The 25,436-nt window shown below is 70.5% G+C and carries 22 protein-coding genes and 1 riboswitch; of the genes, 17 read left to right on the top strand and 5 right to left on the bottom strand.

The window, feature by feature from the left end; genetic code table 11:
* Positions 1-70 precede the first annotated feature (70 nt).
* The gene (locus AAW13_RS33115) at positions 71-1,045 is read left to right on the top strand and encodes a carbohydrate kinase family protein (RefSeq protein WP_046727395.1); all 975 of its coding nucleotides are present in this window, start codon (positions 71-73) and stop codon (positions 1,043-1,045) included.
* Between the two features lie 59 nt (positions 1,046-1,104).
* Here AAW13_RS33115 and AAW13_RS33120 read toward each other — a convergent pair whose 3' ends face one another.
* Entirely contained in the window at positions 1,105-2,493 is a 1,389-nt protein-coding gene (locus AAW13_RS33120; RefSeq protein WP_046727396.1) for a cysteine desulfurase/sulfurtransferase TusA family protein, read from the bottom strand.
* Positions 2,494-2,794: 301 nt separating this feature from the next.
* On the opposite strand from AAW13_RS33120, the gene ctaC reads away from it, so the two are divergent.
* From ctaC to AAW13_RS33140, 4 genes are all read left to right on the top strand, one after another.
* Positions 2,795-3,757, top strand: coding sequence for an aa3-type cytochrome oxidase subunit II (gene ctaC / locus AAW13_RS33125; protein ID WP_046727397.1), 963 nt, complete (start codon positions 2,795-2,797; stop codon positions 3,755-3,757).
* Positions 3,754-5,487: an aa3-type cytochrome oxidase subunit I gene (ctaD, locus tag AAW13_RS33130; protein ID WP_046727398.1), complete on the top strand. Its 1,734-nt coding sequence runs from the start codon at positions 3,754-3,756 to the stop codon at positions 5,485-5,487. Before ctaC ends, ctaD begins: the two co-directional genes overlap by 4 nt.
* Positions 5,484-5,882 (top strand): cytochrome c oxidase subunit 4, encoded by a 399-nt coding sequence (locus tag AAW13_RS33135; RefSeq protein ID WP_046727399.1) that lies wholly within the window; start codon positions 5,484-5,486, stop codon positions 5,880-5,882. Before ctaD ends, AAW13_RS33135 begins: the two co-directional genes overlap by 4 nt.
* Positions 5,883-6,031: 149 nt before the next feature.
* Positions 6,032-7,291 carry a L,D-transpeptidase gene (locus AAW13_RS33140; RefSeq protein WP_046727400.1) on the top strand — a complete coding sequence of 420 codons (1,260 nt, stop codon included), beginning with the start codon at positions 6,032-6,034 and terminating at the stop codon, positions 7,289-7,291.
* 98 nt (positions 7,292-7,389) lie between these two features.
* Here AAW13_RS33140 and AAW13_RS33145 read toward each other — a convergent pair whose 3' ends face one another.
* Complete coding sequence (locus tag AAW13_RS33145) at positions 7,390-7,791, bottom strand: response regulator (protein WP_046727401.1); 402 nt, start codon at positions 7,789-7,791, stop codon at positions 7,390-7,392.
* Positions 7,792-7,969: 178 nt separating this feature from the next.
* Here AAW13_RS33145 and ctaE point away from each other — a divergent pair, with 178 nt between their 5' ends.
* The 7 genes from ctaE to AAW13_RS33180 all read left to right on the top strand — a co-directional run bounded on the left by ctaE (position 7,970) and on the right by AAW13_RS33180 (position 17,586).
* On the top strand, positions 7,970-8,590 hold the full coding sequence (ctaE, locus tag AAW13_RS33150) for an aa3-type cytochrome oxidase subunit III (RefSeq protein WP_046727402.1): 621 nt from the start codon (positions 7,970-7,972) through the stop codon (positions 8,588-8,590).
* A gap of 78 nt (positions 8,591-8,668) precedes the next feature.
* The gene (gene qcrC / locus AAW13_RS33155) at positions 8,669-9,481 is read left to right on the top strand and encodes a cytochrome bc1 complex diheme cytochrome c subunit (RefSeq protein WP_046727403.1); all 813 of its coding nucleotides are present in this window, start codon (positions 8,669-8,671) and stop codon (positions 9,479-9,481) included.
* Positions 9,478-10,536 (top strand): cytochrome bc1 complex Rieske iron-sulfur subunit, encoded by a 1,059-nt coding sequence (qcrA, locus tag AAW13_RS33160; protein WP_046727404.1) that lies wholly within the window; start codon positions 9,478-9,480, stop codon positions 10,534-10,536. Before qcrC ends, qcrA begins: the two co-directional genes overlap by 4 nt.
* The gene (gene qcrB, locus AAW13_RS33165; RefSeq protein ID WP_046727405.1) at positions 10,533-12,170 is read left to right on the top strand and encodes a cytochrome bc1 complex cytochrome b subunit; all 1,638 of its coding nucleotides are present in this window, start codon (positions 10,533-10,535) and stop codon (positions 12,168-12,170) included. The genes qcrA and qcrB overlap by 4 nt, the downstream gene beginning before the upstream one ends.
* Positions 12,171-12,305: 135 nt before the next feature.
* Entirely contained in the window at positions 12,306-13,370 is a 1,065-nt protein-coding gene (gene trpD / locus AAW13_RS33170; RefSeq protein WP_046727406.1) for an anthranilate phosphoribosyltransferase, read from the top strand.
* Positions 13,371-13,731: 361 nt separating this feature from the next.
* Positions 13,732-13,848: riboswitch (SAM riboswitch) on the top strand.
* Positions 13,849-14,008: 160 nt separating this feature from the next.
* A complete protein-coding gene (locus AAW13_RS33175) occupies positions 14,009-15,370 on the top strand; it encodes an aminotransferase class V-fold PLP-dependent enzyme (RefSeq protein WP_046727408.1) in 1,362 nt (453 codons plus the stop codon).
* 68 nt (positions 15,371-15,438) lie between these two features.
* Complete coding sequence (locus AAW13_RS33180; RefSeq protein ID WP_046727409.1) at positions 15,439-17,586, top strand: protein kinase domain-containing protein; 2,148 nt, start codon at positions 15,439-15,441, stop codon at positions 17,584-17,586.
* Between the two features lie 39 nt (positions 17,587-17,625).
* Here AAW13_RS33180 and AAW13_RS33185 read toward each other — a convergent pair whose 3' ends face one another.
* Positions 17,626-17,907: an Lrp/AsnC family transcriptional regulator gene (locus AAW13_RS33185; protein ID WP_046727410.1), complete on the bottom strand. Its 282-nt coding sequence runs from the start codon at positions 17,905-17,907 to the stop codon at positions 17,626-17,628.
* Positions 17,904-18,650, bottom strand: coding sequence for a rhomboid family intramembrane serine protease (locus tag AAW13_RS33190; RefSeq protein ID WP_046727438.1), 747 nt, complete (start codon positions 18,648-18,650; stop codon positions 17,904-17,906). Before AAW13_RS33190 ends, AAW13_RS33185 begins: the two co-directional genes overlap by 4 nt.
* A 153-nt stretch (positions 18,651-18,803) precedes the next feature.
* On the opposite strand from AAW13_RS33190, the gene AAW13_RS33195 reads away from it, so the two are divergent.
* The 5 genes from AAW13_RS33195 to AAW13_RS33215 all read left to right on the top strand — a co-directional run bounded on the left by AAW13_RS33195 (position 18,804) and on the right by AAW13_RS33215 (position 24,180).
* Positions 18,804-19,043 (top strand): hypothetical protein, encoded by a 240-nt coding sequence (locus AAW13_RS33195; protein ID WP_009309707.1) that lies wholly within the window; start codon positions 18,804-18,806, stop codon positions 19,041-19,043.
* 40 nt (positions 19,044-19,083) lie between these two features.
* Positions 19,084-20,427, top strand: coding sequence for an NYN domain-containing protein (locus AAW13_RS33200; protein WP_046727411.1), 1,344 nt, complete (start codon positions 19,084-19,086; stop codon positions 20,425-20,427).
* A 210-nt stretch (positions 20,428-20,637) separates the two neighbouring features.
* Complete coding sequence (locus tag AAW13_RS33205; RefSeq protein ID WP_046727412.1) at positions 20,638-21,672, top strand: C40 family peptidase; 1,035 nt, start codon at positions 20,638-20,640, stop codon at positions 21,670-21,672.
* A gap of 264 nt (positions 21,673-21,936) precedes the next feature.
* Positions 21,937-22,953 carry a C40 family peptidase gene (locus tag AAW13_RS33210; RefSeq protein WP_079179058.1) on the top strand — a complete coding sequence of 339 codons (1,017 nt, stop codon included), beginning with the start codon at positions 21,937-21,939 and terminating at the stop codon, positions 22,951-22,953.
* Between the two features lie 30 nt (positions 22,954-22,983).
* Positions 22,984-24,180 (top strand): hypothetical protein, encoded by a 1,197-nt coding sequence (locus AAW13_RS33215; protein WP_240528800.1) that lies wholly within the window; start codon positions 22,984-22,986, stop codon positions 24,178-24,180.
* Here AAW13_RS33215 and AAW13_RS33220 read toward each other — a convergent pair.
* Positions 24,165-25,391, bottom strand: a complete 1,227-nt coding sequence (locus AAW13_RS33220; RefSeq protein ID WP_240528801.1) for a glycosyltransferase 87 family protein — start codon at positions 25,389-25,391, stop codon at positions 24,165-24,167. The two genes, AAW13_RS33215 and AAW13_RS33220, sit on opposite strands and share 16 nt — an antisense overlap.
* Positions 25,392-25,436 lie beyond the last annotated feature (45 nt).

Raw genomic sequence — 25,436 nt, forward strand, 5'->3', positions numbered from 1 at the left:
TTCAGGGCGCCCCGGCGGACCCGGTAGCGTTAACTGTCAAATACGCCTCCCCCTCAGGAGAGACTCAGCCGTGCGCATCGCAGTCACCGGCTCCATCGCCACCGACCACCTCATGACCTTCCCCGGCCGCTTCGCGGACCAGTTGGTCGCGGACCAGTTGCACACGGTCTCGCTGTCCTTCCTGGTCGACAACCTGGACGTGCGCCGGGGCGGTGTCGGCGCGAACATCGCGTTCGGCATGGGACAGCTCGGCACCCGGCCGGTCCTGGTCGGCGCCGCGGGCTTCGACTTCGACGACTACCGGTCCTGGCTCGACCGGCACGGCGTCGACACGGAGTCCGTCCGTATCTCCGAGACCCTGCACACCGCGCGTTTCGTGTGCACGACCGACGCCGACCACAACCAGATCGGCTCCTTCTACACGGGCGCCATGAGCGAGGCCCGGCTGATCGAGCTGAAGACCGTCGCCGACCGGGTGGGCGGCCTGGACCTGGTCCTCATCGGTGCGGACGACCCCGAGGGCATGCTCCGCCACACGGAGGAGTGCCGCACCCGCGCGATCCCGTTCGCCGCCGACTTCTCCCAGCAGATCGCCCGGATGGACGGCGACGAGATCCGGACCCTGCTGGACGGCGCGACGTACCTCTTCTCCAACGAGTACGAGAAGGGGCTGATCGAGACGAAGACCGGGTGGACCGACGAGGAGATCCTCGGGAAGGTCGGCCACCGGGTCACCACGCTCGGCGCGCGCGGGGTGCGGATCGAGCGGGCGGGCGAGGAGGCCATCGAGGTCGGCTGCCCCGACGAGGAGCGCAAGGCCGACCCGACGGGCGTCGGTGACGCGTTCCGTGCCGGGTTCCTGTCCGGGCTCGCGTGGGGGGTCACGCTGGAGCGGGCGGCCCAGGTGGGCTGCATGCTGGCGACGCTCGTCATCGAGACCGTGGGCACGCAGGAGTACCAGCTGCGGCGCGGGCACTTCATGGAGCGGTTCACGAAGGCGTACGGGGACGAGGCCGCGGAAGAGGTTCGCGGCTACCTGGTCTGAGTCCGGCCGCGGGTGCGTGGGGGCTGGCCGCGCGGGTCCCCGCGCCCCCGAGGGGGCGCTCAGGTGAGCCGGCGTACCAGGTAGGCCGTTCCTCTTTCCGCGGCTTGCTCACCCTCGTACCGCTGGCCCCGCATCTCGCACCACGCCGGGATGTCCAGCCGGGCCGCCTCGTCGTCGGACAGGACCCGCACCCTGCCGCCCACCGGCACGGTGCCGATGACCTTCGCCAGTTCGATGACGGGGATCGGGCACCGCTTGCCCAGGGCGTCCACGACGAGTACGTCCTCCTGTACGGCAGCCTGTACGGCAGCCACCGGCACCGGCGCCCCGAGCTTCTCCCGTACCCCCGCCACCGCCCCCGGCAGCACCTCCAGGAAGCGGTCCACATCGGCCTCGGCCGCGCCCGCCGGCAGGGACACCCGTACGTTCCCCTCGCTCAGCACGCCCATCGCCTTGAGCACATGGCTCGGCGTCAGCGTGCTGCTCGTGCAGGACGACCCCGAGGACACCGAGAAGCCCTCGCGGTCCAGCTCGTGCAGCAACGTCTCCCCGTCGACATAGAGACACGAGAAGGTGACGATCCCGGGCAGCCGCCGCTCCGCGTCACCCACCACCTCCACGTCCGGCACCGACTCCGCCACCCGCGCCCGGATCCGCGCCGTCAGCTCCCGCAGCCGGACGGACTCCCGCTCGGCCTCCGACCGCACGGCCCGCAGCGACGCGGCCGCCGCGACGATCGCCGGAAGGTTCTCGAACCCGGCCGCCCGCCCCGACTCCCGCTCGTCCGAGGCCCCTTGGGCGGCGAACCGCACGCCCTTGCGCACCACCAGCAGCCCGACCCCGGACGGGCCGCCCCACTTGTGCGCACTCGCCGTCAGCAACGACCAGTCGCCCGCCACCCGTTCCCACCCCAGCGACTGCGCCGCGTCCACCAGCAACGGCACCCCGGCCGCCCGGCACACCTCGGCGACCTCCGCGACCGGCTGCACGGTGCCCACCTCGTGGTTGGCCGACTGGAGGCACGCGAGCGCGGTGCCGGGGCGCAGCGCGGCCTCGTAGGACCCGGCGTCCACGGCTCCCGTCCGCAGCACCGGCACCCGGGTCACCGCCCCGCCCTCCGCCTCGAGCAGTTCGGCCGAATGGAGTACAGAGGAGTGTTCGACGGCTGACACGATCAGGTGACGTCCGGTCCGGCGCCGCCCGGCCAACGCCCCGGCGACGCCCGTGTGGACGGCGCGCGTACCGGAAGAGGTGAAAGTCAGCTCGTCCGCCCGACAGCCCACGGCCTCGGCGGCCGCCTCCCGCGCGGCGTCCAGCAGCATCCGCGCCTTCCGCCCCTCACGGTAGAGACGGGACGGATCGGCCCACCCGTCGTCCAGGGCGGCCAACAGCGCCTGACGGGCGACGGGATGGAGGGGGGCGGCGGACGCGGCGTCGAAGTAGGACACAGGACAACGTTAAAACGTCCGTCGAGAGCGACCCCCGAGGGGCGCGAGGAACTGCGCGACCAGCCTCGGAGCATCCGCACCTCGCCCACGAAACCGCATCAACCCGAGCTATTAGGCGCCCAATCCCACCCTTAAGGAGTGACCCGCGGCGCGTATGCCCCCCTCCCCGCGACCCCCCGAATCGCGTCGGCTAGGGTTTGGTCCGCATAAACATCCAAACCCCTGCCCGACGCAGGGCGGCGACCGACCAGCGAGAAGGCCGCAGCCGAACCGCCGGGCGAGACTCTCGGGAAGGCGCTACGTGAGTCCCAACGGCTCCGACCGCTCGCCGCGGCGCCCGATGCGGCGGAAGCTGCTGCAGGCAATGACCGCGGGCCTGGTCCTTGCGACCGCCACCGGTTGCACATACAAGGACTTCCCCCGCCTTGGTATGCCCACCCCGACCACGGAAGAGGCTCCGCGGATCCTCTCCCTGTGGCAGGGCTCCTGGGCCGCCGCGCTCGCCGTCGGCGTGCTGGTGTGGGGTCTGATCATCTGGAGCGCCATCTTCCACCGGCGCAGCCGCACCAAGATCGAGGTCCCGGCGCAGACCCGGTACAACATGCCGATCGAGGCGCTGTACACGGTGGTCCCGCTCATCATCGTCTCGGTGCTGTTCTACTTCACCGCGCGGGACGAGACGAAGCTCCTCAGCCTCACCGACAAGAAGCCCGACGTCACGGTCAACGTGGTCGGCTTCCAGTGGAGCTGGGGCTTCAACTACATCACGCCCGTCGACGGTGTCTCCGGCGACGCGAAGACCGACGCGAACCTGAGCGCGATCCCGAACCGGTTCAAGGACGCCTTCCCGGCCAACGCCGGCGGTGTCTACGACGTCGGTACGCCGGGCACGAAGAACCCGCAGACCGGCAACCCCGGCCCGACGCTCTGGCTCCCCAAGGGCGAGACCGTCCGCTTCGTCCTCACCTCGCGTGACGTCATCCACTCCTTCTGGGTGGTGCCGTTCCTGATGAAGATGGACGTCATCCCGGGGCACACCAACGCGTTCCAGGTGACCCCGAACCAGGAGGGCACCTTCCTCGGTAAGTGCGCCGAGCTCTGCGGCGTCGACCACTCCCGGATGCTGTTCAACGTGAAGGTCGTCTCTCCCGAGCGCTACCAGCAGCACCTCAAGGACCTCGCGAAGAAGGGGCAGACCGGTTACATTCCCGCCGGCATCGCGCAGACGAGCCACGAGAAGAACCGGGAGACGAACAACCTGTGAGCATCCTCAACGAACCCCAGGGTGCCGCGGCAGCTGAAGGCTCTTACGCAGATGAGCTGCCGGTCAGGCGCAAGCAGCCCGGCAACGTGGTCATCAAGTGGCTCACCACCACCGACCACAAGACCATCGGAACGCTGTATCTGGTCACGTCGTTCGCGTTCTTCCTGATCGGTGGAGTGATGGCGCTGCTCATGCGCGCCGAGCTCGCTCGCCCCGGTCTACAGATCATGTCGAACGAGCAGTTCAACCAGGCGTTCACGATGCACGGCACGATCATGCTGCTGATGTTCGCGACGCCGCTGTTCGCCGGCTTCACGAACTGGATCATGCCGCTCCAGATCGGCGCGCCGGACGTCGCCTTCCCGCGGCTGAACATGTTCGCCTACTGGCTCTACCTGTTCGGCTCGACCATCGCCGTCGGCGGCTTCCTCACCCCGCAGGGTGCGGCCGACTTCGGCTGGTTCGCCTACTCCCCGCTGTCGGACGCGGTCCGCTCGCCGGGTCTCGGCGCCGACATGTGGATCATGGGTCTGGCCTTCTCCGGCTTCGGCACCATCCTCGGCGCGGTCAACTTCATCACCACGATCATCTGCATGCGTGCGCCGGGCATGACCATGTTCCGCATGCCGATCTTCGTGTGGAACGTGCTGCTGACCGCCGTCCTGGTCCTGCTCGCCTTCCCCGTTCTCGCCGCCGCGCTGTTCGCGCTGGAGGCGGATCGGAAATTCGGGGCACACGTCTTCGACGCGGCGAACGGCGGAGCGCTGCTCTGGCAACACCTCTTCTGGTTCTTCGGCCACCCAGAGGTGTACATCATCGCGCTGCCGTTCTTCGGCATCATCTCCGAGGTCATCCCGGTCTTCTCCCGCAAGCCGATGTTCGGCTACATGGGTCTGGTCGCGGCCACCATCTCGATCGCCGGTCTGTCCGTGACGGTGTGGGCCCACCACATGTACGTCACCGGCGGTGTGCTGCTGCCGTTCTTCTCCTTCATGACCTTCCTGATCGCGGTACCGACCGGTGTGAAGTTCTTCAACTGGATCGGCACCATGTGGAAGGGCTCGCTGTCCTTCGAGACACCGATGCTCTGGGCCACCGGCTTCCTGATCACCTTCACCTTCGGTGGTCTGACCGGTGTCATCCTGGCCTCGCCCCCGATGGACTTCCACGTCTCCGACTCGTACTTCGTGGTGGCGCACTTCCACTACGTGGTCTTCGGTACGGTCGTCTTCGCGATGTTCTCCGGCTTCCACTTCTGGTGGCCGAAGATGACGGGCAAGATGCTCGACGAGCGGCTCGGCAAGATCACCTTCTGGACGCTGTTCGTCGGCTTCCACGGCACCTTCCTGGTGCAGCACTGGCTGGGCGCCGAGGGCATGCCGCGTCGTTATGCCGACTACCTGGCGGCCGACGGCTTCACCACGCTGAACACCATCTCGTCGATCAGCTCCTTCCTGCTCGGCCTGTCGATCCTGCCGTTCCTCTACAACGTGTGGAAGACGGCCAAGTACGGCAAGAAGGTCGAGGTCGACGACCCGTGGGGTTACGGCCGTTCGCTGGAGTGGGCGACCTCCTGCCCGCCCCCGCGGCACAACTTCCTCACCCTGCCGCGGATCCGCAGCGAATCCCCGGCGTTCGACCTGCACCACCCTGAGATCGCCGCCCTGGAGCAGCTGGAGCACGGCCACGCCGCCGCCGCTGTCACGGGCAGCAAGGAGGCCGGCAAGTGAAGATCCAGGGCCGCATGTTCGTGTGGCTGAGCGTCTTCGTCCTCGCCATGGCGATCGTCTATGGCGTGTGGTCGAAGGAGGCGGCCGGTACCACGGCGCTCTTCATGGCCTTCGGCCTGTGCATCATGATCGGCTTCTACCTCGGCTTCACGGCCTCGCGGGTGGACGCCGGTGCCCAGGACAACAAGGAGGCCGACGTCGCGGACGAGGCCGGCGAGGTGGGCTTCTTCAGCCCGCACAGCTGGCAGCCCCTCGCCCTCGGTGTCGGTGGCGCACTGGCCTTCCTCGGTGTCGCCGTCGGCTGGTGGCTGCTGTACTTCTCGGCGCCCATCATCATGATCGGTCTCTTCGGCTGGGTGTTCGAGTACTACCGCGGTGAGAACCGCACCCAGTAGGCACGCGCCCAGCGCACCGGGAGCCCGGATCCTCCGCCAGGAGGGTCCGGGCTCCCGCGCGTCACGGGCTCCCGCCTTCGGCGCAGCGCCCGTCCCCCGTCCGGACTACCTGCCGCGCCGGTCCCGAGAACATCTCATAGCGTGACAATATGAGTCACTCTCCGTGCGTCCGTACCGTCGTCAGCTGCACCCTGCTGGTGACCGCCCTCGGTGCGGGCGTCGCCGCCTGTAGCTCGGACGGCGACCCGCTGTCGTCCAAGCCGTACGACGCGGCGGACCAGATCTCCTTCAACGCCCCCACGGACAAGGGGAAGCGGGCCGACCCGGACAAGCCCCTGGAGGTCGTCGCCAAGAGCGACGACGACCGGATCACGGACGTCACCGCCGTGGACGCCACCGGTCGCCATGTGGCGGGCGAACTCGACGCCGACGGCAGTCGATGGCACAGCACCTCCCCGCTGGCCGCCAACGCCCACTACACGGTCCAGGTCAGCACCGAGGACGAGGACGGCGCACCCGGCCGCCAGGTCCTCACCTTCGACACCAGCCTGCCCACCACCAAGCAGCGACTGAAGGTCACCTTCGGCCCCAAGTCCGGCGAGTACGGCGTGGGACAGCCCGTCACCGCCCAACTCGACCACCCGGTCAAGGACAAGGCACAACGCGCCGTCGTCGAGAGGGCCCTGCGGGTCGACTCCGTGCCCGCCGTGCAGGGCTCCTGGTACTGGGTGAGCGACAAGGAACTCCACTACCGGCCCAAGGACTACTGGCCCACCCATGCCACCATCCAGGTGCACAGCAACCTGGACGGCGTCCGGATCAGCGACCGTCTCTGGGGCGGCGCGGCCGCACCCCTGAAACTCACCACCGGTGACAAGCTCCTCGCCCTCACGGACGCCGGCAGTCACGAGATGACGGTGTACAAGAACGACAAGGTGATCGACCGGATCCCCATCACCACCGGCAAGCCCGGCTACGAGACCCGCAACGGCGTCAAGGTCGTCCTGGAGAAGCAGTACTTCGTACGCATGCGCGGCACCACGGTCGGCATCGCCGAGGGCACCTCCGACTCGTACGACCTCCCGGTCTACTACGCCACCAGGGTCACCTGGTCGGGCGAGTACGTGCACGCGGCGCCCTGGTCGGTGGGCTCCCAGGGATACGCGAACGTCAGCCACGGCTGCACCGGCATGAACACCTCGAACGCGGAGTGGTTCTTCGACACCTTCCACCCGGGAGACCTGGTGAGGGTCGTCAACTCCAACGGCGAGGAGATGGAGCACTTCGGCAACGGCTTCGGCGACTGGAACATCGCCTGGAAGGACTGGCGCAAGGGCAGCGCCCTCGTCAACGGCACCCCGGACACCCCACCGGCCGACGCGGCGAGGGTCCAGCCAGCGGCACTGTGAACCACCCCCGGTGGCAAGCGCCTCGCACGGGGCGCGGGGAACCGCGCGACCGGCCGCACACGACCGGCACTCGCGCACTCAGCCCGCGCCCCACCCCACTAGGCGCTCAGCAGCCTCTTCTTCCGCAACAAGGAGGCCAGCGCACCCGCGAACTCCACCGGGTCCACCGGCAGCGTCACGGCCGCGTCCGCACGGCTCCACGTGGCGAGCCACGCGTCCTGCGGCCGCCCGATGAGCAGCAGCACCGGCGGGCAGTTGAAGATCTCGTCCTTGATCTGCCGGCACACCCCCATGCCCCCCATGGGCACGGCCTCGCCGTCCAGGACGCACACGTCGATCCCGCCCTTGTCCAGCTCGGCGATCACCGCCTGGGGTGTCGCGCACTCCAGGAACTCGACGAGGGGTACATCGGGAGCCGGGCGCCGGCCGGCGGCCAGCCGTACCTGCTCGCGGGTGTTGGAGTCGTCGCTGTAGACCAGCACCGTGGCGGTCGGCTGCATTGTTCCTCCGAGACGTCAGCGTCGTACGGACAGGACCGATGCGCCGGATGCTACTCCCATGAACACCTCGTCAACACCTGTTGGAACACCGCTTCGATGGGCCATCCGGGCAGTACACACCGGGCGGACACTCCGAACGGCACCCCCCGGAGTGAGCGCGAGATAAGCGACCGACATAATGTCGGTCGTGGCGACAGCAACGACAGTAGATACCGGGCACGCGCACCCGTCGGTCAACCGGCCGAACCTCACCAGCGTCGGAACCATCATTTGGCTGAGTTCCGAGCTGATGTTCTTCGCGGCCCTCTTCGCGATGTACTTCACCCTGCGATCGGTGACCGGCGAGGCGCACTGGAAGGAGATGGCGAGTCATCTCGACATCCCCTTCTCGGCGACCAACACCACGATCCTGGTGCTCTCCTCCCTCACCTGCCAGCTCGGCGTCTTCGCCGCCGAGCGCGGGGACGTGAAGAAGCTCCGGGGCTGGTTCATCCTCACCTTCGTCATGGGTGCGATCTTCATCGGCGGTCAGATCTACGAGTACACGAACCTGGTGAAGGAGGACGGCATCTCGCTCTCCTCCGACCCGTACGGTTCGGTGTTCTACCTGACCACCGGCTTCCACGGCATGCACGTGACGGGCGGCCTCATCGCCTTCCTGTTCGTCCTGGGGCGCACCTACGCGGCGAAGAGGTTCACGCACGAGCAGGCGACCGCGGCCATCGTCGTGTCCTACTACTGGCACTTCGTCGATGTCGTCTGGATCGGCCTCTTCGCCACGATCTACCTGATCAAGTAGCCGGGGCCGGCTCCACGCGCCGTAGAAGCGCACATTCCAGAAGCATCGACGCAGAAGATCCTGACACCGGGGTAATCCGTGAAAAAGCTCTCCGCACGACGACGCCATCCGCTGGCGGCGGTCGTCGTCCTACTCCTCGCGCTGGTGGGCACCGGGGGGGCCTACGCCTTTCTCGCACCCGCGGGCAAGGCTCAGGCCGATGAGACCTCCCAGTCCCTGACGATCGAGGAGGGCCAGAAGCTCTACTCGGTCGGCTGCGCCAGCTGCCACGGCACCAAGGGTCAGGGCTCGTCCGACGGCCCCAGCCTGGTGGGCGTGGGCGCCGCGGCCGTCGACTTCCAGGTCGGCACCGGCCGCATGCCGGCCGCCACCTCGCAGGGCCCGCAGGTCGTCAAGAAGAAGAACATCTACACCCAGGCGCAGATCGACCAGCTCGCGGCGTACATCGCCTCGCTCGGCGCCGGCCCCGAGGTCCCCACCTCGGAGCAGTACGGCGCGGACGGTGCCGACATCGCCAAGGGTGGTGAGCTCTTCCGCACGAACTGCGCGCAGTGCCACAACTTCGTGGGCGCCGGTGGCGCGCTGACGAAGGGCAAGTTCGCCCCGAACCTCGAGGGCGTAGCCCCGAAGCACATCTACGAGGCCATGCAGACGGGCCCGCAGAACATGCCGTCCTTCCCCGACACCACGCTGACGGAGAAGAACAAGAAGGACATCATCGCGTACATCGACGCGGTCAACAGCCCCAACACGGAGAACCCCGGCGGTCTCGACCTGGGCGGCCTCGGGCCGGTCAGTGAGGGCCTGTTCGCGTGGATCTTCGGTCTCGGTGCCCTGATCGCGGTCGCCGTCTGGGTCGCCGCTCGGACCGCAAAGGCCAAGAAGTCATGAGTAGCCAAGACATTCCAGAAGAGAACCTGCCCGCTGAGCAGGGCCACGCGCACGGCGCCGTGGACGTGGCGGACGAGAGGGACCCGTTCACGGACCCCGGTCTGCCGCCCCACGAGCACCGGATCCAGGACATCGACGAGCGGGCCGCCAAGCGGTCCGAGCGCGTCGTCGCCCTGCTGTTCACGATCTCGATGCTGGCCACTGTCGGCTTCATCGCGTCGTACGTGACGATCCCGCACGACAAGTCGATCTTCGTCTTCCCGCTCGGTCACATCAGCGCGCTGAACTTCGCGCTGGGCATGACCCTCGGTACGGCGCTGTTCTGCATCGGCGCGGGCGCGGTCCACTGGGCCCGCACCCTGATGTCCGACGTGGAGGTCGCCGACGAGCGACACGCCATCTCGGCCGAGCCCGAGGTCAAGGCCAAGGTCCTGGCCGACTTCAAGCAGGGCGCCAAGGAGTCGGCGATCGGCCGGCGCAAGCTGATCCGCAACACGATGTTCGGCGCGCTGACCCTGGTCCCGCTCTCCGGTGTCGTGCTGCTGCGCGACCTCGGACCGCTGCCGGGCACCTCGCTGCGCCACACGGCGTGGTCGAAGGGCAAGCTGCTCGTCAACATGAACACCAACGAGCCGCTGCGTCCCTCCGACGTCGCCGTCGGTTCGCTGACCTTCGCCAAGCCCGAGGGCGTCGAGGAAGACCAGGAGGACTTCCAGAACGTGATGGCGAAGGCGGCCCTGATGATCATCCGGCTCCAGCCGGACAACATCAAGGACAAGCGCGAGCTCGAGTGGTCGCACGAGGGCATCGTCGCCTACTCGAAGATCTGCACCCACGTCGGTTGCCCGATCTCGCTGTACGAGCAGCAGACCCACCACGTGCTCTGCCCGTGCCACCAGTCCACCTTCGACCTCTCCGACGGTGCCCGAGTGATCTTCGGCCCGGCCGGTCACGCCCTGCCGCAGCTGCGCATCGGTGTGAGCGAGGAGGGCTACCTCCAGGCGCTCGGCGACTTCGAGGAGCCCGTCGGTCCTGCATTCTGGGAGCGCGGATGAGCACTTCAGAAACCTCAGAGTCCCGCGCACGCGGGAAGGCACCGGCCGGCGAGCGTGTCGCCGACTGGGCCGACGGACGGCTCGGGATCTACTCCCTCGCCAAGTCCAACATGCGCAAGATCTTCCCCGACCACTGGTCGTTCATGTTGGGCGAAGTGTGCATGTACAGCTTCATCATCATCATCCTGACGGGTGTGTACCTGACGCTGTTCTTCCACCCGTCGATGAACGAGGTGGAGTACCACGGCAGCTACGTCCCGCTCCAGGGCCAGCTGATGTCCGAGGCGTTCAACTCGACCCTGCACATCTCCTTCGACGTGCGCGGTGGCCTGCTCATCCGGCAGATCCACCACTGGGCCGCGCTGATCTTCCTCGCCGGCATGTTCGTGCACATGATGCGCGTGTTCTTCACCGGCGCGTTCCGCAAGCCGCGTGAGATCAACTGGCTGTTCGGCTTCCTGCTGTTCGTCCTCGGCATGTTCACCGGCTTCACCGGTTACTCGCTCCCCGACGACCTGCTCTCCGGCACCGGTGTCCGCTTCACCGAGGGCGCGATCCTGTCGATGCCGATCGTCGGCTCGTACATCTCGTTCTTCCTCTTCGGCGGCGAGTTCCCCGGCCACGACTTCGTCGCCCGGTTCTACTCGATCCACATCCTGCTGCTGCCGGGCATCATGCTCGGGCTGATGGTGGGCCACCTGATCCTGGTCTTCTACCACAAGCACACGCAGTTCGCGGGTCCCGGAAAGACCAACAACAACGTCGTCGGCATGCCGCTGCTGCCGGTCTACATGGCCAAGGCCGGAGGCTTCTTCTTCCTGGTCTTCGGTGTCATCGCGGCCATCGCGGCGACCACTCAGATCAACCCGATCTGGGCCATGGGCCCCTACCGTCCGGACCAGGTGTCCACCGGCGCCCAGCCCGACTGGTACATGGGCTTCGCCGAGGGTCTGATCCGCTACATGCCGGGCTGGGAGATCAACTTCTGGGGCCACACCCTGGTCCTGGGCGTCTTCATCCCGCTGGTCCTGTTCGGTGTGGTCCTCGCGGCGATCGCGGTCTACCCGTTCATCGAGTCCTGGGTCACCGGCGACAAGAGCGAGCACCACATCCTGGACCGCCCGCGCAACGCCCCGACCCGCACCGGTTTCGGTGTCGCCTGGGTGACCGTCTACATGGTCGGCCTGATCGGTGGTGGCAACGACCTGATCGCCACCCACTTCCACCTGTCGATCAACGACGTCACCTGGTTCGTCCGGATCTTCTTCTTCGCCGGACCGGTGATCGCGTTCATCGTCACCAAGCGGATCTGCCTCGGCCTCCAGCGCCGGGACAAGGAGAAGGTGCTGCACGGCCGCGAGACCGGCATCATCAAGCGGCTCCCGCACGGTGAGTTCATCGAGGTCCACGAGCCGCTCTCGCAGGAGCAGCTGCACACCCTCACGGCCCACCACCAGTACGAGCCGGCCCAGGTCGGCCCGGCGGTCGACGAGAACGGCGTCGAGCGCAAGATCAAGGGGTCCGAGAAGCTCCGCGCCAAGCTGAGCAACGCCTACTACGGCGAGGACAACCAGATCCCGAAGCCGACCGTCGAGGAGTACAAGGAGATCACGAGCGGCCACGGCCACCACTGATCGACGGCGTCGCCACGCCACGGTCGAAGGGCCCCCGTCCGGTGTACGGACGGGGGCCCTTCGCCGTGCCGCGGGCTGGATAGGGTGAGCACTGAAACGGGTTTTTCCACCGGTACGACACTCAGGAGCGGCCTTATGAGCGCTGTGACCCCCGCTGGAGGCGACACCGCGGCGGGCCGTTCCTGGCCCGGGGTGCTGAACGCGCTGCTGTACGGACAGGACCAGAGCGCCGACGCCACGGCCTGGGCGATGGACCAGATCATGCGTGGCCAGGCCACCGACGCGCAGATCGCCGGCTTCGTGGTCGCCCTGCGGGCCAAGGGCGAGACGGTCGACGAGATCAACGGGCTCGTCCGCACGATGTACGAGCACGCCAACGTCATCGAGGTGCCGGGCCGCACGGTCGACATCGTCGGGACCGGCGGTGACGGCGCCAAGACGGTGAACATCTCCACGATGTCCGCCCTGGTGGTGGCGGGCACGGGCGCGAAGGTCGTCAAGCACGGCAACCGGGCGGCGTCCTCCGCCTCCGGGGCCTCGGACGTCCTGGAGAAGCTCGGCGTCAACCTCGACCTGACCCCGCAGCGGGTCGCCGAGGTCGCCGAGGAGGCGGGCATCACCTTCTGCTTCGCCGTCAAGTTCCACCCGGCGCTGCGGTACGCGGGCGCCGCCCGCGGTCAGCTGGGCATCCGCACGGTGTTCAACATCCTCGGCCCGCTGACCAACCCGGCCAGGGTCCGCGCCCAGGCCGTCGGCGTCGCGGACCCCCGCATGGCCCCCGTCGTCGCGGGCGTCTTCGCGGAGCGCGGGAACTCCTCCCTGGTCTTCCGCGGTGACGACGGCCTCGACGAACTGACGACGACGGCCACGTCCCGGGTCTGGACCGTCCGCGACGGCAAGGTCACGGAGGACACCTTCGACCCGCGGGACGTCGGCATCGACCTGGTCCCGGTGGAGGCCCTGCGGGGCGGCGACCCGTCGTACAACGCGGAGGTCGCCCGCCGGCTCCTGGACGGCGAGACGGGCCCGGTACGGGACGCGGTGCTGCTCAACTCGGCGGCGGCCCTGGTGGCCCTGGACCCGGGCGCCGGGACCCTGGCCGAACAACTGCGGGCCGGCATGGAGCGAGCGGCGGAGTCGATCGACTCCGGCGCCGCGAAGCGGGTGCTCGAGCGCTGGGCAGCCGCCACGAACAAGTAGGAGGCACGGCCGACGGGGCGGAGGCGCGGTCCGGCACCGCCGGGCCCCGCCGTCGTGGCTGAACGCCGTTACGGCGGCGAGAGGAGGACCGGCGACGATGCTCATGGCGTCAACGACCGGCCTGCGTCTCCTCCCGCCGCGACGCCGCGCAACCCGGCACTGCCTCTCGGCGGTGCCGTACCGGCCTCACACGTGTCCCGTCATACGGAGAGGAATCCCGAGCGTCAGCGCTCTTTCCTCCCGCCGCGACGGCGCGCAGGCAGACACTGCCTTTTCGGCGGTGCCGTACCGGCCTCGCACGCGTCCCGTCATCCGGACACGAGTTGCGCGGCGGCGATCATCTCACCTACGTTTCTTTCCAGGTCATGAGTGACAGTCATGAGGCCCCGGCCGACTGTCCGGCAACCCTCCGTCCGTGGCGGGGTGCCCCGGGTGAAGACCAGGCCGTAGGCAGCGAGGTCTGCGGCAAGCGCGGACCCCTCGTGATCCAGGGGGTCCTGGTCGTCGAGGAGTCTTCCGTGAGCAAGCGAATGCGATAGGGCCGCAGAGCCCCGCCTCCGCATCCCCTTTTCCCCTGCCGTTGCTCGAGCGCGTCCGCTCGCACGGCGGATTTCACCTGCGTTCACGGGAGTTCACCCATGTCTGTCTCCACCGCTGCCGCCGCCCAGTCGGTTTGTGCCCCCCTGCCCGTTCTGGGGCGGGATGTCACCGTCCCGCTCGTCACCGGCGGCGAGGTCACCTACGCGGCCCTCGACTACGCGGCCAGCGCCCCCGCGCTCCAGCGGGTCTGGGACGACGTGGCCGCGTACGCCCCGTACTACGGCAGCGTCCACCGCGGCGCCGGCTACCTCTCCCAGCTGTCCACGGACCTCTTCGAGAACGCCCGGAAGACCGTCGCCGAGTTCCTCGACTGCCGCCCCGACGACCAGCTGGTCTTCACCCGCTCGACCACGGACTCCCTGAACCTCCTGGCCCGCGCTCTCCCCGCCGACTGCCAGGTGTTCGTCTTCGAGACCGAGCACCACGCCTCCCTGCTGCCCTGGCAGGACGCCCGGGTCAGCTACCTCGACGCCCCCCGCACCCCGCAGCAGGCCGTGGCCACCCTGGAGCGGGCCCTCGCCGACCGCGACCCGTACGGCCCGGCCCTGGTCTGCGTCACCGGCGCCTCGAACGTCACCGGCGAGCTGTGGCCGGTGCGGGAGCTGGCCGCCGCCGCCCACGCGCACGGCGCCCGGATCGTCCTGGACGCCGCCCAGCTGGCCCCGCACCACCCGGTCTCGGTCCGCGACCTCGACGTCGACTGGGTCGCCTTCTCCGGCCACAAGCTGTACGCCCCCTTCGGCTCCGGCGTCCTCGCCGGCCGCGCCGACTGGCTCCGGGCCGCCGAGCCGTACCTCGCGGGCGGCGGCGCCAGCCGCAAGGTCACCCGGCGCGAGGACGGGGGAGTGGCCGTGGAGTGGCACGAGAGCGCCGCACGGCACGAGGCCGGGTCGCCCAACGTGATCGGCGCCTACTCCATCGCCTCCGCCTGCAAGGCGCTGACCGAGGCGGGCTGGGACACCCTGGTCGCCCGTGAGGAGCACCTGATCGCCGAGGTCCGCGCGGGTCTCGCCGAGGTCCCCGAGGTCAGGGTCCTCTCCCTGTTCGGCGACGACGCCCCGCGCGTCGGCGTGATCTCCTTCGTGGTCGAGGGCTGGAACAGCTCCCACTTCGCCGCGGCCCTCTCCGCCGAGTACGGCATCGGCGTCCGCGACGGCCTCTTCTGTGCCCACCCGCTGGTCAGGACCCTGCTCGGCTCCGACCCGCAGAGCCAGGGCGAGTGCGGCGCGCCGGAGGCCGCACCGGGCGAGAAGTCGCTGAACGCGATCCGGGTGAGCTTCGGCGCGGGCACCCCGGACGAGCACGTGACCCGGTTCGTGAGCGCCGTGCGGGAACTGGTCGGCAACGGGGCGAAGTGGAACTACCGTACGGAAGACGGCCGTTGCGTACCGGCCGTGTGACGCACTGACGTCCGGCCGCCCGTATACGCTCCTCTCGGCGTCCGTACGGAGGGCAGGGGGAGCGCGGGGTGCTGGAGCTGCGGGACACGGATCCCCGGACCGTCGGGCCCTACGAGGTCCGGGGCAGACTCGGATCCGGCGGGATGGGCGAGGTGTACCTCGCCGAGGCCCGCGGCGGTCTGCGGCTCGCGGTGAAGGTGGTGCGCGCCGAACACGCCGAGGACCGCACCTTCCGGGCCCGGTTCCGGCACGAGGTGCGGGCTGCGGGGACCGTCGGCGGTGCGGGCACGTACACCGCGCGGGTGGTGGACGCCGACACCGAGGCCGTACGGCCGTGGATGGCCACCGAGTACGTGGACGGGCCGAACCTGCGGGACGCGGTCCTCGACGGCGGCCCGCTGCCCGCGGACGCGGTACGGCTGCTCGCGGCGGCCCTCGCCGAGGCGCTGGCCGCGATCCACGCCAAGGGGCTGGTGCACCGGGACCTCAAGCCCTCCAACATCCTGCTGGCGCCGGACGGCCCGCGGGTCATCGACTTCGGGATCGTCCGGGCCCTGGAGGGGACGGCGCTGACCCGGACCGGGGTGATCGTGGGCTCGGTCGGCTATGTGTCGCCCGAGCAGATCCGCAACGGCGCCCACGTGGGCCCCGCCAGTGACGTCTTCTCGCTGGGCGCGGTCCTCGCGTACGCCGCCGGCGGCCGGGAGCCGTTCGGGGAGGGGCAGGACTCGGTCGTCCTGCTGCGGATCCTCACCGGGGACGTCGACCTGTCCGCCGTGCCCGAGGACCACCTGCCGCTCGTGGAGTCGTGCCTGCGCGACGACCCGGCGGCCCGTCCGGCCCCCGCCGACGTGGTCGCGGCCGCCGGGCACACGGCGGACAGCCTGCGCGAGGGGCTGCGGGCCGGGTGGTACGCGGGCGGGCCGCCGACGGAACCCGGCACCGCGGACAGCGGTGCGCGGTGGATGCCGGAGCACGGCTCGGGGGAGCGGGACAGCCGGGTCGAGTACATGGCGCCGGTGACCGTCTCGGACGCCCCCACGGTCCCGCCGGAGACCGCCGCGCCCTCCCGGCGGCGTCTGCTGGCGGGCGCCGCGGCCGGCGCCGCGGCCGTGGCGGCCGGGGGCGCCGGCGGCTGGCTGTGGCTGCGGCGCTCCTCGAAGAGCACCGGTCCGCAGACGGTCCGGGACGAGGAGGGCACGGTCCCGCCCGGGACGGCCGAGGTGGGCTGGCAGTGCCAGGTCCAGGGGCTCGGCGGGCAGCGCGGCCCGTGCGCGGCGCTGTCCCCCGACGGGCGGCTGGTGTACGTCGGCGGGGCGGACGGCTCGCTGCACGTGCTCGACCTGAACGGCCGCCCCGTGCGGACCACCCCGCTGGGCGGCCCGGTGATGTCCCCGCTGGCCACCGCCGACGGCGTGTACTGCCTGCTGTACGACGACCGGGAGGGCGCCACCCGGCTCTGCGCGCTCGACCGGGGCGGCCGGCCGCGCTGGACCAGGCCGGTCACCGGGACCAGCCAGGTCCCGGTCGCCGCGGGCGGCCTGGTGCTGGTCTCCTACGGCCCGACCGACGCGGGCGGGGTCCGCGCGTACGCCGCCGACGGAACGGTGGCCTGGTCCGTGTCCACCGGTGCCGCGCCCACCAGCGAGCCCATGGCGGCGGGCGGGGTCGTGTACACCGGGACGTTCGGGGACCGGCTGCTGGCCCTCGACGCGAAGACCGGCCGGCGGCTGTGGACGACCGCCGCCGGCAGCGACACCGGCCGGCCGACGCTGGTCGGGGACGTCCTGGTGGCCGGGTCGGGCGGCGAGCAGATGCTGCACGGCATCGACCGGACGGGAAAGGCGCTGTGGCACCGGTCGGGCCACGAGCTGCCGGGCGCGAGCCGCTATTTCACGAGCGTGGCCCTCGGCGGCCTGGCGGTCACCGCGAGCGCCTTCGAGCTGTTCGCCCTGCACCCCGCCGACGGATCGAAGGCGTGGGTCTTCCTGCTCACCGGCGAGGGCACCCAGTACAGCGATCCCACGGTCGCGGGCGGCACGCTCTACGTCCGCCAGGGCTCGACGCTCTTCGGCGTGGACCGCGCGGGCCGGCGGACCTGGCGCAGACGCGTCGAGGGCGGCGCGTCCGTCGGCACCCAGAGCCCGGTCGTCCGGGACGGCCGGATCTACGTCGCGACCGCCGACGGCGTCACCGTCCTCGCCCTGCGGGACTAGCCGGGGCCGCGGCGGGCGGCTGCCGGTGGCCCGCGCCGGCTAGCTGTCCAGGCCGATGGCGAAGGCCGCTTCCAGGTCGTGCTGCGAGTAGGTACGGAACGCGACGTGCGTGTCGGTGGCCTCCACGCCCCGGATCTTGCTGATCCGGCCGGGGATGACCTCGGCCAGGTCCTCGTGCTGCTGCACCCGGACCATGGCGATCAGGTCGTACGTGCCGGTGACGGAGAAGACCTCGCTGACGCTCTCCAGCGCGGCGATCTGTTCCGCGATCTCGGGGATCCGGTCCACGCTGGTCTTGATGAGGACGATCGCGGTGATCACGGCTGGTTCTCTCCCTCGGGTGCCGGAGCCGGTGCGGTCCTCACTCTAGTCGTACGGCCATATCTCACCCACGCGTAGCCGAATCCGAGTCCGAAGCCGACCAGGTGGGCGAGGTAGGCCACGCCAGGGCCCGAGGGCGCCTGGTCCAGGGCCACCCACTGCAACGCGGTCCAGAACGGCAGCACGACCCACGCCGGGAACCGCAGCGGCAGGAAGAAGAGGAAGGGCAGGAGACTGGTCACGCGGGCGCTGGGGAACAGGTACAGGAACGCTCCGAGGACCGCCGAGATCGCCCCGGACGCGCCGACCAGCGACTGCTGGGAGGTGGCGTTGGCGGCCGCGTAGCCGAGCAGGGCGAGATAGCCGCAGCCGAGGTAGAAGAGGGTGAACTCCACGCGGCCCATCCGTTCCTCGGTCATCGCCCCGAAGACGAAGAGGAAGAGCATGTTGCCGAGCAGGTGCACCCAGCTGCCGTGGATGAACAGCGCCGTGGCCGGGGTGAGCACCTCCCGCGCCGGACCGTCGAACAGATCGGCGGGAACCACCCCCCAGCGCCGGAAGTACGCCCGCTGCGCCGCCGCCAGGGCCTCCCCGGTGCCGTAGGACGGGTTGAAACCGGAGGCGGGCCCGACGACGAAGATCAGGCAGCACACGGCGATCAGGGCGTACGTCATGGGCGCGGACGTGCCCCGTGGGCTCCGCGGGGCACGGGGGACGGCCGTGGTGTTCCGGTTGCCGATCATGAACACAGAGCATGGCGTAAGCGGACGCACCGGTACAGATCGCCTCGCCGCCGTGGACAGGGCGGCGTCGAGTACCCGCCAGGCCGTAGGGTTACGAGCCACACGCGTCGGGACGGCGCGTCACGGACACTAGAAGGAAGCGAACAAGCCACGATGACGGTTCCCCTGCCGACCGCCACGACGCGGTGGCGCTGCACCCTCTGCGGCAACCTCACGCGCTTCGACGTGACCCGCTCGTCGAAGGTCGTCGAGTACGTCCACCTCGACCTGGCCGGTGAGCCCAAGGTCGAGGAGCGCGAGGTGGTCAGTGAGACCATCGAGTCGGTGCGCTGCCGCTGGTGCAACGCGGTGGACCAGGTGGAACTCGTGGACAGGCCGGGCGCCGACTCCTGAGACCGGGAGCGGCCCCCGTACAGGTGATGGGGTGTGACGGATGGTGGAGACCACAGGCGGGGGGCCGGGCGACGGCACCGCCGAGGTGCTTGACCGTCCGTTGCCCGACGGCGTGCGGCGACGGGTCGTGCAGATCGTCTCGGACGGGTTCGGCGGCCTGACCATGGCCGAACTGCCCGCACAGCTGCGCCAGTACGCCCGGTTCGCGGCCAATCGGCGGGCGAAGTTCGCCGGGAACGCCATGGCGGCCGCGCTGGAGACGGACACCCTCTTCCGGCAGCGGATCGGCGAGAAGCTGAGAGAGGCCCAGCCGGAACTGGCCGGCGCCCTGGACTCCGGCTCCCCGCCCCCGGCCGCGGACCCGCTCGATGTGGCGGCCGCGGCCTACGTACTGCGGCCCACGGGCTGGGTGAAGCTCGTGGCGGCCGCCGGTGAGGAGGCCCAGCGGGCCGACGCCGAGCGGGCCGACGAGGAGAGCCGGGCCGAGCTGGAGCGGCTGCGCGAGGAGCTGGACCGGGCCCGCGAGCTGACGCGTGCCGAGACGGACCGGCTGCGCGCCGAACTGGACGCGGCGAAGAAGGAAGCCGAATCGCTCCACCGCAAGCTGCGCGCCGCCGTCAGCGACGTCAGGCGCGGCGAGGCCGCCCTGCGCAAGCTCCAGGGCGAGATGGAGGCGGGGCGGGCCGAGGGGCAGGCGCAGGTGTCCGCCGCGGAGAGCGAGAGCCGGCGGCTCAAGGCCCGGCTCGGCGAGGTCGAGGCCGCGCTGGAGGCCAGCCGCCGGGCCGCCCGCGAGGGGCGCAGCGTCGAGGACATGCGGGTGCGGCTGCTGCTGGACACCGTGCTCGACGCGGCCCAGGGGCTCCGCCGCGAACTGGCGCTGCCGCCGGTGTCGGTCCGGCCGGCCGAGACCGTGGACGCGGTCGAACCGGGCCGGATGACCCCGAAGGACATCGCGGCGCGCGCCCTGTCCGAGAACGACCCGGCCATCCTCGACCAGCTGCTCGCCCTGCCGCAGGCGCACCTGGTGGTCGACGGCTACAACGTGACCAAGACCGGTTATCCGCAGATGCCGCTGGAGAAGCAGCGGCTGCGGCTGCTGGGCCAGCTCTCCCAGCTCGCCGCGCAGACCGGCGCCGAGGTCACCTGTGTCTTCGACGGCGCCGAGCTGGCCGCGCCGGTGCTGCTCGCCCCGCCGCGCGGGGTCCGGGTCCTCTTCTCCAAACCGGGTGTCACGGCGGACGAGTTGATCCGTCAGCTGGTGCGCGCCGAGCCCCCGGGCCGTCCGGTGATCGTCGCCTCGACCGACCGGGAGGTCGCCGACGGGGTCGCGAAGGCGGGTGCCCGGCCGGTGGCTTCTGCGATGCTTCTGAAGAGACTGTCCTGAACGTGCAAAGCGCATATGCAATGCCCGAATTGACCGAACCGTCACGCAACGTAGCGTCAATCGCGCATTACTGCTCGTAAGTTATGTGCAAAGAGTGCGTTGCGTGACGACTTTTTTGGCTGCTGGGTTTGAACTGATCACGATGAGGTCACTAGGGTCTGGCCTCGAACCTCCACACGGGTGATCACTCAAACGAAGGAGCCCGTCTCCGTGGCGTCCCATCGTCGACCCAAGCAGCCGAGCCGTGCGCGCGTGACCGTGCTCACCACCGCAGCCGCCGCAGCCGTAGTCCTCAGCGCCAACGCCGCCAACGCGGCGCCCAGCGAGAAGCTGAGCAAGGACGAGGTCAAGGCGAAGGTCGACAAGCTCTACGAGGAGGCCGAGCAGGCCACCGAGAAGCTCGACGGGGCCAAGGACAAGCAGCAGAAGCTCCAGAAGGAAATATCCACGATCCAGGACAACGTGGCCCGTGGTCAGGAAGACCTCAACAAGCTGCGGGACAGCCTCGGTTCGCTGGCCACCGCGCAGTACCGCTCCGGCGGCATCGATCCGTCCGTCCAGCTCTTCCTCTCGTCCGACCCGGACGACTACCTCGACAAGGCCTCCACGCTCGACCAGTTGAGCAGCCAGCAGGTCGAGGCTCTGAAGAAGATCCAGGACAAACAGCGCGAACTCGCCCAGGAGCGGGCAGAGGCCACCGACAAGCTCAAGGACCTCTCCGCCACCCGCACCGAGCTGGCCAAGCAGAAGAAGGCCGTCCAGTCCAAGCTGGCCGACGCGCAGAAGCTGCTCAACACCCTGACGGCCAAGGAGAAGGCCGCCCTCGACGCCGAGCAGGCCCAGGCCGCCAGCCGCGCCTCCTCCCGGGTGGACCTCGGCAACACCGGCTCCGCCTCCGGCCGGGCCGCCGCCGCCTTCGCCGCCGCCCAGTCCGTGATCGGCTCGCCGTACGTCTACGGCGCCTCCGGACCGTCGTCGTTCGACTGCTCGGGCCTGACCTCCTGGGCCTATGCCCAGGCCGGCGTCACCATCCCGCGCACCTCCGAGGCCCAGGCCAACGCCGGCACCCGCATCTACAACCAGAGCGACCTCAAGGTCGGCGACCTGATCATCTTCTACGGCGACTACCACCACGTCGGCCTGTACGCCGGCAACGGCCAGGTGCTGCACGCCCCGCACACCGGTGCCGTGGTCCGCTACGAGGCGATGAGTGACATGACGTTCGAGTTCGGCGTCCGGATCTGACCCCATCCGGCTACGGCGACACCCGTACGGCCGAAGATCAACTCGCTGTGGCGCCCGAACGGGCGAATCCTGGCGACCCGCACTGACTCCACGCCCCGCCGGTGACCTGCGTCAGCGGCGGGGCGTTCACGTTGCGTGGCCGCCGGGGTCTTTGGCCGGGGTGTGGTCGCGCGGCTACTGTCTGGCGCGTTTCCTCCGGCGCCGGGGCACCCCCGTCCCCGTCGCCGGGGGAAGCGGTACCTGTCCGCCAGCAGAAGGACCGCCGTGGGGTCTCATCGCCGTCTCGCACCGTCCGGTTTCAACCGGGGCGCCGGTGCCGCTCTCTGTGTGCTGTCCGCCGCGGCCGCCGCCCTCGGAGCCGTACCGGCGAGCGCCGCCCCGGGCACCGACACCCGGGCCGAGGTCGACCGGCTGTACCAGCAGGCCGAGAAGGCGACCGAGGCCTACGACAAGGCCGACGAACACGCCGGCGCGCTGCGCCGCGAGGTGCACGACTCCCAGGACCGGATCGCCCGCCAGCAGCAGCGCGTCAACACCATGCGGGAGGCGCTCGGTTCACTGGCCGGCGCCCAGTACCGGTCCGGCGGCATCGACCCCACCGTGGCCCTGCTCTTCTCCGACGACCCCGAGCAGTACCTCGACCGGGCCTCCCTCCTCGACCGCATCGACGTCCGCCGGGCCGGCCAGCTCGACGAACTCCAGGCGGCCCTGCGCGAACTCGCCCAGGAGCGCGCCGAGGCCGTCGGGAAACTCGCCGAACTGGAGCGCAGCCGCCGGGCGGTCGCCTCCCACAAGGCCGTCGTGGAGCGCAAGCTCGCCCAGGCCCGGCATCTGCTCAACACCATGCCCGCCGCCGACCGCGCCGCCTTCGAACACGCCTCCCGGGGCGACGCCCGCGCCTACCTGCCCGGCCTCGCCGGCGCCGTCCCCCCGGACGGCCGCGCCGCCGCCGCGATCGCCGCCGCCCGGTCCGCCCTCGGCAGGCCGTACGTCTGGGGTGCGAGCGGTCCCTCCGGCTTCGACTGCTCGGGTCTGATGCAGTGGTCGTACGCCCAGGCCGGGCTCCACCTCCCGCGCACCTCGCAGGAGCAGCGGTACGCCGGCCACCAGGTACCGCTCTCCCAGGCGCAACCCGGTGACCTGGTCGTCTACCGGTCCGACGCCAGCCATGTGGGGATGTACGTCGGCAACGGCCAGGTCATCCACGCCCCCTACCCGGGCGCCCCGGTCCGCTACGACCCGGTCGGGATGATGCCGGTCTCCTCCGTCACCCGGCCCTGAATTCCGCGTCCCGCCCCGTACCATCGGAAAGTGGCTGGTCGTGGACGGGCGTGGCGCTCAGGGGCGGTGGGACTGTGTCTGCTGCTCGTACCGCTGACCGGATGCGGCGGCGGACAGCCGTCGTCCGGGACGGCGACGACCGAGGTGCAGCAGGTCCTGGACCGGCGCGCGGCCGCCGTCCTCGGCCACGACGAGCAGGCGTACGGCGAGACGGGCGCCCGCGGTCCGTACGCGAACCTGCGGGCCGTGCCGTTCGCGCAGTGGAGCTACCGGGTGACCGCCGTGCACCGGGACGGCGCCGGGGCCACCGCCGACGCCCAGCTCCGCTACCGGATCCAGGGCTACGACAAGGCGCCGGTCACGACCGACCGGACGCTCTCCCTCGACCGCACCGCCGACGGCCGCTGGTACGTCACCCGGGACAGGCCCGCCGGGAAGACCGGCCAGCAACTCTGGGACCAGGGCACGGTACGGGCCGCACGGGGTGCCCACAGCCTGGTCCTCGGCGTGGGCCAGTCCGAGGCCGCGCTGCGCGGCTACGCCCGCCTCGCCGACACCGCCGTCCCGGAGGTCACCGGCGTCTGGGGCGCGGACTGGAGCCGGCGGGTGGTCCTGCTCGTCCCCGGCTCGCTGACCGGCATGGCGGGCCTGCTCGGCGCCCCGGCCTCCAACTACCGGGGCATCGCCGCCGTCACCACCGGTGAGGCGGGAGGCTCGGGGCAGGCCCCGGCGGACCGGGTGATCCTCAATCCGGAGGCCTACGCCGTCCTCGCCCCGGTCGGGAAGCAGGTGGTCCTCACCCACGAGACCACCCACGTGGCCACCCGCGCCCACACCACGTCCGCCACCCCGCTCTGGCTCTCCGAGGGCTACGCCGACTGGATCGGCTACCTCGGCACCGGCCGCACCCCCACCGAGGCCGCCCCGGAGCTGGCCCGTGCCGTCGGGTCGGGGAACGCCCCGGCGGACCTCCCGGCGGACCGGGACTTCGGCTTCACCGACGACCCCACCAAGCTGGCCGAGGCCTACGAGGGCGGCTGGCTGGCCTGCCGCATGGTCGCCGCCCACTGGGGCGAGGCGAAGCTCGGCGCCTTCTACCGGGCCGTCGGCGCGCACAAGGAGCGGAAGGGCGCGGTCGAGGACGCTCTGAAGACGGAACTCGGCACGACCCTGACCGACTTCACCGCCCGCTGGCACGACTACCTGACGGCTCAGCTCGGCGACTGAGTGAGCTTCTCGGGCACGGCGCCCGGCTGGGCGGGAAGCGGCGCGGACGGGGCCCCGGTCACCGTGGAGCGCCACAGCGCGCGGGCCGCCGTGACCGTCGCCGCGACCAGCAGGCCGTTGCGCAGGAGCAGCAGGGCGATGCCGTACCAGTCGCTCACCACGACGTGCGCGAAACCGACCGGGAACTCCAGGACCGTCACGAACGCCGCCAGCAGCACCAGCACCGCAGGCACGGTCATCCGGCCGGCCCGGAAGCACAGGCAGACGGCGGCCAGGCCGACCAGCCACACCAGGTACTGGGGGCTGATCACCCGGCTGGTCACCGTGAACATCAGGACGGCGGTGAACGCCGCGTCCGCGAGCGTGTGGGAGCGGAAGCGGGCCGCCGACAGCCGCCACAGCAGCAGCCAGCCGAAGGCGAGCGCGGTGAGCAGCAGGGCCGCCGTGCTCACCGCCTTCACGTGCGGGCCGAGGAACTCGATCGAGCCGTAGTTGAGCAGGACCTCGCCGTGCCAGCCGAAGTGCCGGGCGACGTGGAAAACCAGCGCGCCCAGGGACTCCACCTCGGTGCCCCGGTCCCGCTGGAAGGTCAGGAACGCGAACGCGCCTGGCATGGCCACGGCGAACAGGGCTCCGACCGCGCCCGCCGTGAGCGCCGCCCACGCCCAGGCCCGCCGCCGTACGGCGCCCACCAGCAGCAGCGCGGGCCACACCTTGACCATCGCGCCGAACCCGGCCAGCGCGCCCATGATCCGGGGATGCCGGGCCCCGGCGAGCAGCGCGGCCACCGCGACGGCGGTGACCATCAGGTCGTAGCGGGAGTACACGGTCGGGCCGAGGAGCGGCACGCCGAGCACCCAGACCCAGGCGCCGCGCAGCGTGCGGCCGGGGCGCGGGCCCGTGTGCAGGAGCAGGGACAGCACCACCAGGTCGGCGAGGCAGGCCAGCACGAAGAAGGCGGTCGGGTAGTCCAGGAAGGGGAGGAGGCCGGGCGCGAGGATCGCCAGGGCGGCGGCCGGCGGGTACTGCCAGGTGACATCGTCCAGCGGAAACGTTCCGTGCCGCAGGACCTCGTACCAGCCCTGGTAGATGACGGACACGTCGGTGGTGACGTCCGCGCCGGGGAAGAGGAACACCTTGAGCACGAAGAGCAGCAGCACCAGCCGGGTGACCCCCCAGACCCCGAGCAGCGGCGCCGGCCCACGCGTCACGCCCGTCCTGTCCACCTGAGCCCCTGTCCGTCGGCGTGCCGTGTC

Source organism: Streptomyces humi (genome assembly GCF_001005085.2).
Classification (GTDB): Bacteria; Actinomycetota; Actinomycetes; order Streptomycetales; family Streptomycetaceae; genus Streptomyces; species Streptomyces humi.

Excerpts from the sequence above, each read along its gene's own strand:
- AAW13_RS33140 (WP_046727400.1), top strand. The coding sequence starts at position 6,032 with ATGAGTCACTCTCCGTGCGTCCGTACCGTCGTCAGCTGCACCCTGCTG.
- AAW13_RS33145 (WP_046727401.1), bottom strand. The coding sequence starts at position 7,791 with ATGCAGCCGACCGCCACGGTGCTGGTCTACAGCGACGACTCCAACACC.
- ctaE (WP_046727402.1), top strand. The coding sequence starts at position 7,970 with ATGTCGGTCGTGGCGACAGCAACGACAGTAGATACCGGGCACGCGCAC.
- qcrA (WP_046727404.1), top strand. The coding sequence starts at position 9,478 with ATGAGTAGCCAAGACATTCCAGAAGAGAACCTGCCCGCTGAGCAGGGC.
- qcrB (WP_046727405.1), top strand. The coding sequence starts at position 10,533 with ATGAGCACTTCAGAAACCTCAGAGTCCCGCGCACGCGGGAAGGCACCG.
- trpD (WP_046727406.1), top strand. The coding sequence starts at position 12,306 with ATGAGCGCTGTGACCCCCGCTGGAGGCGACACCGCGGCGGGCCGTTCC.
- AAW13_RS33175 (WP_046727408.1), top strand. The coding sequence starts at position 14,009 with ATGTCTGTCTCCACCGCTGCCGCCGCCCAGTCGGTTTGTGCCCCCCTG.
- AAW13_RS33190 (WP_046727438.1), bottom strand. The coding sequence starts at position 18,650 with ATGATCGGCAACCGGAACACCACGGCCGTCCCCCGTGCCCCGCGGAGC.
- AAW13_RS33195 (WP_009309707.1), top strand. The coding sequence starts at position 18,804 with ATGACGGTTCCCCTGCCGACCGCCACGACGCGGTGGCGCTGCACCCTC.
- AAW13_RS33200 (WP_046727411.1), top strand. The coding sequence starts at position 19,084 with ATGGTGGAGACCACAGGCGGGGGGCCGGGCGACGGCACCGCCGAGGTG.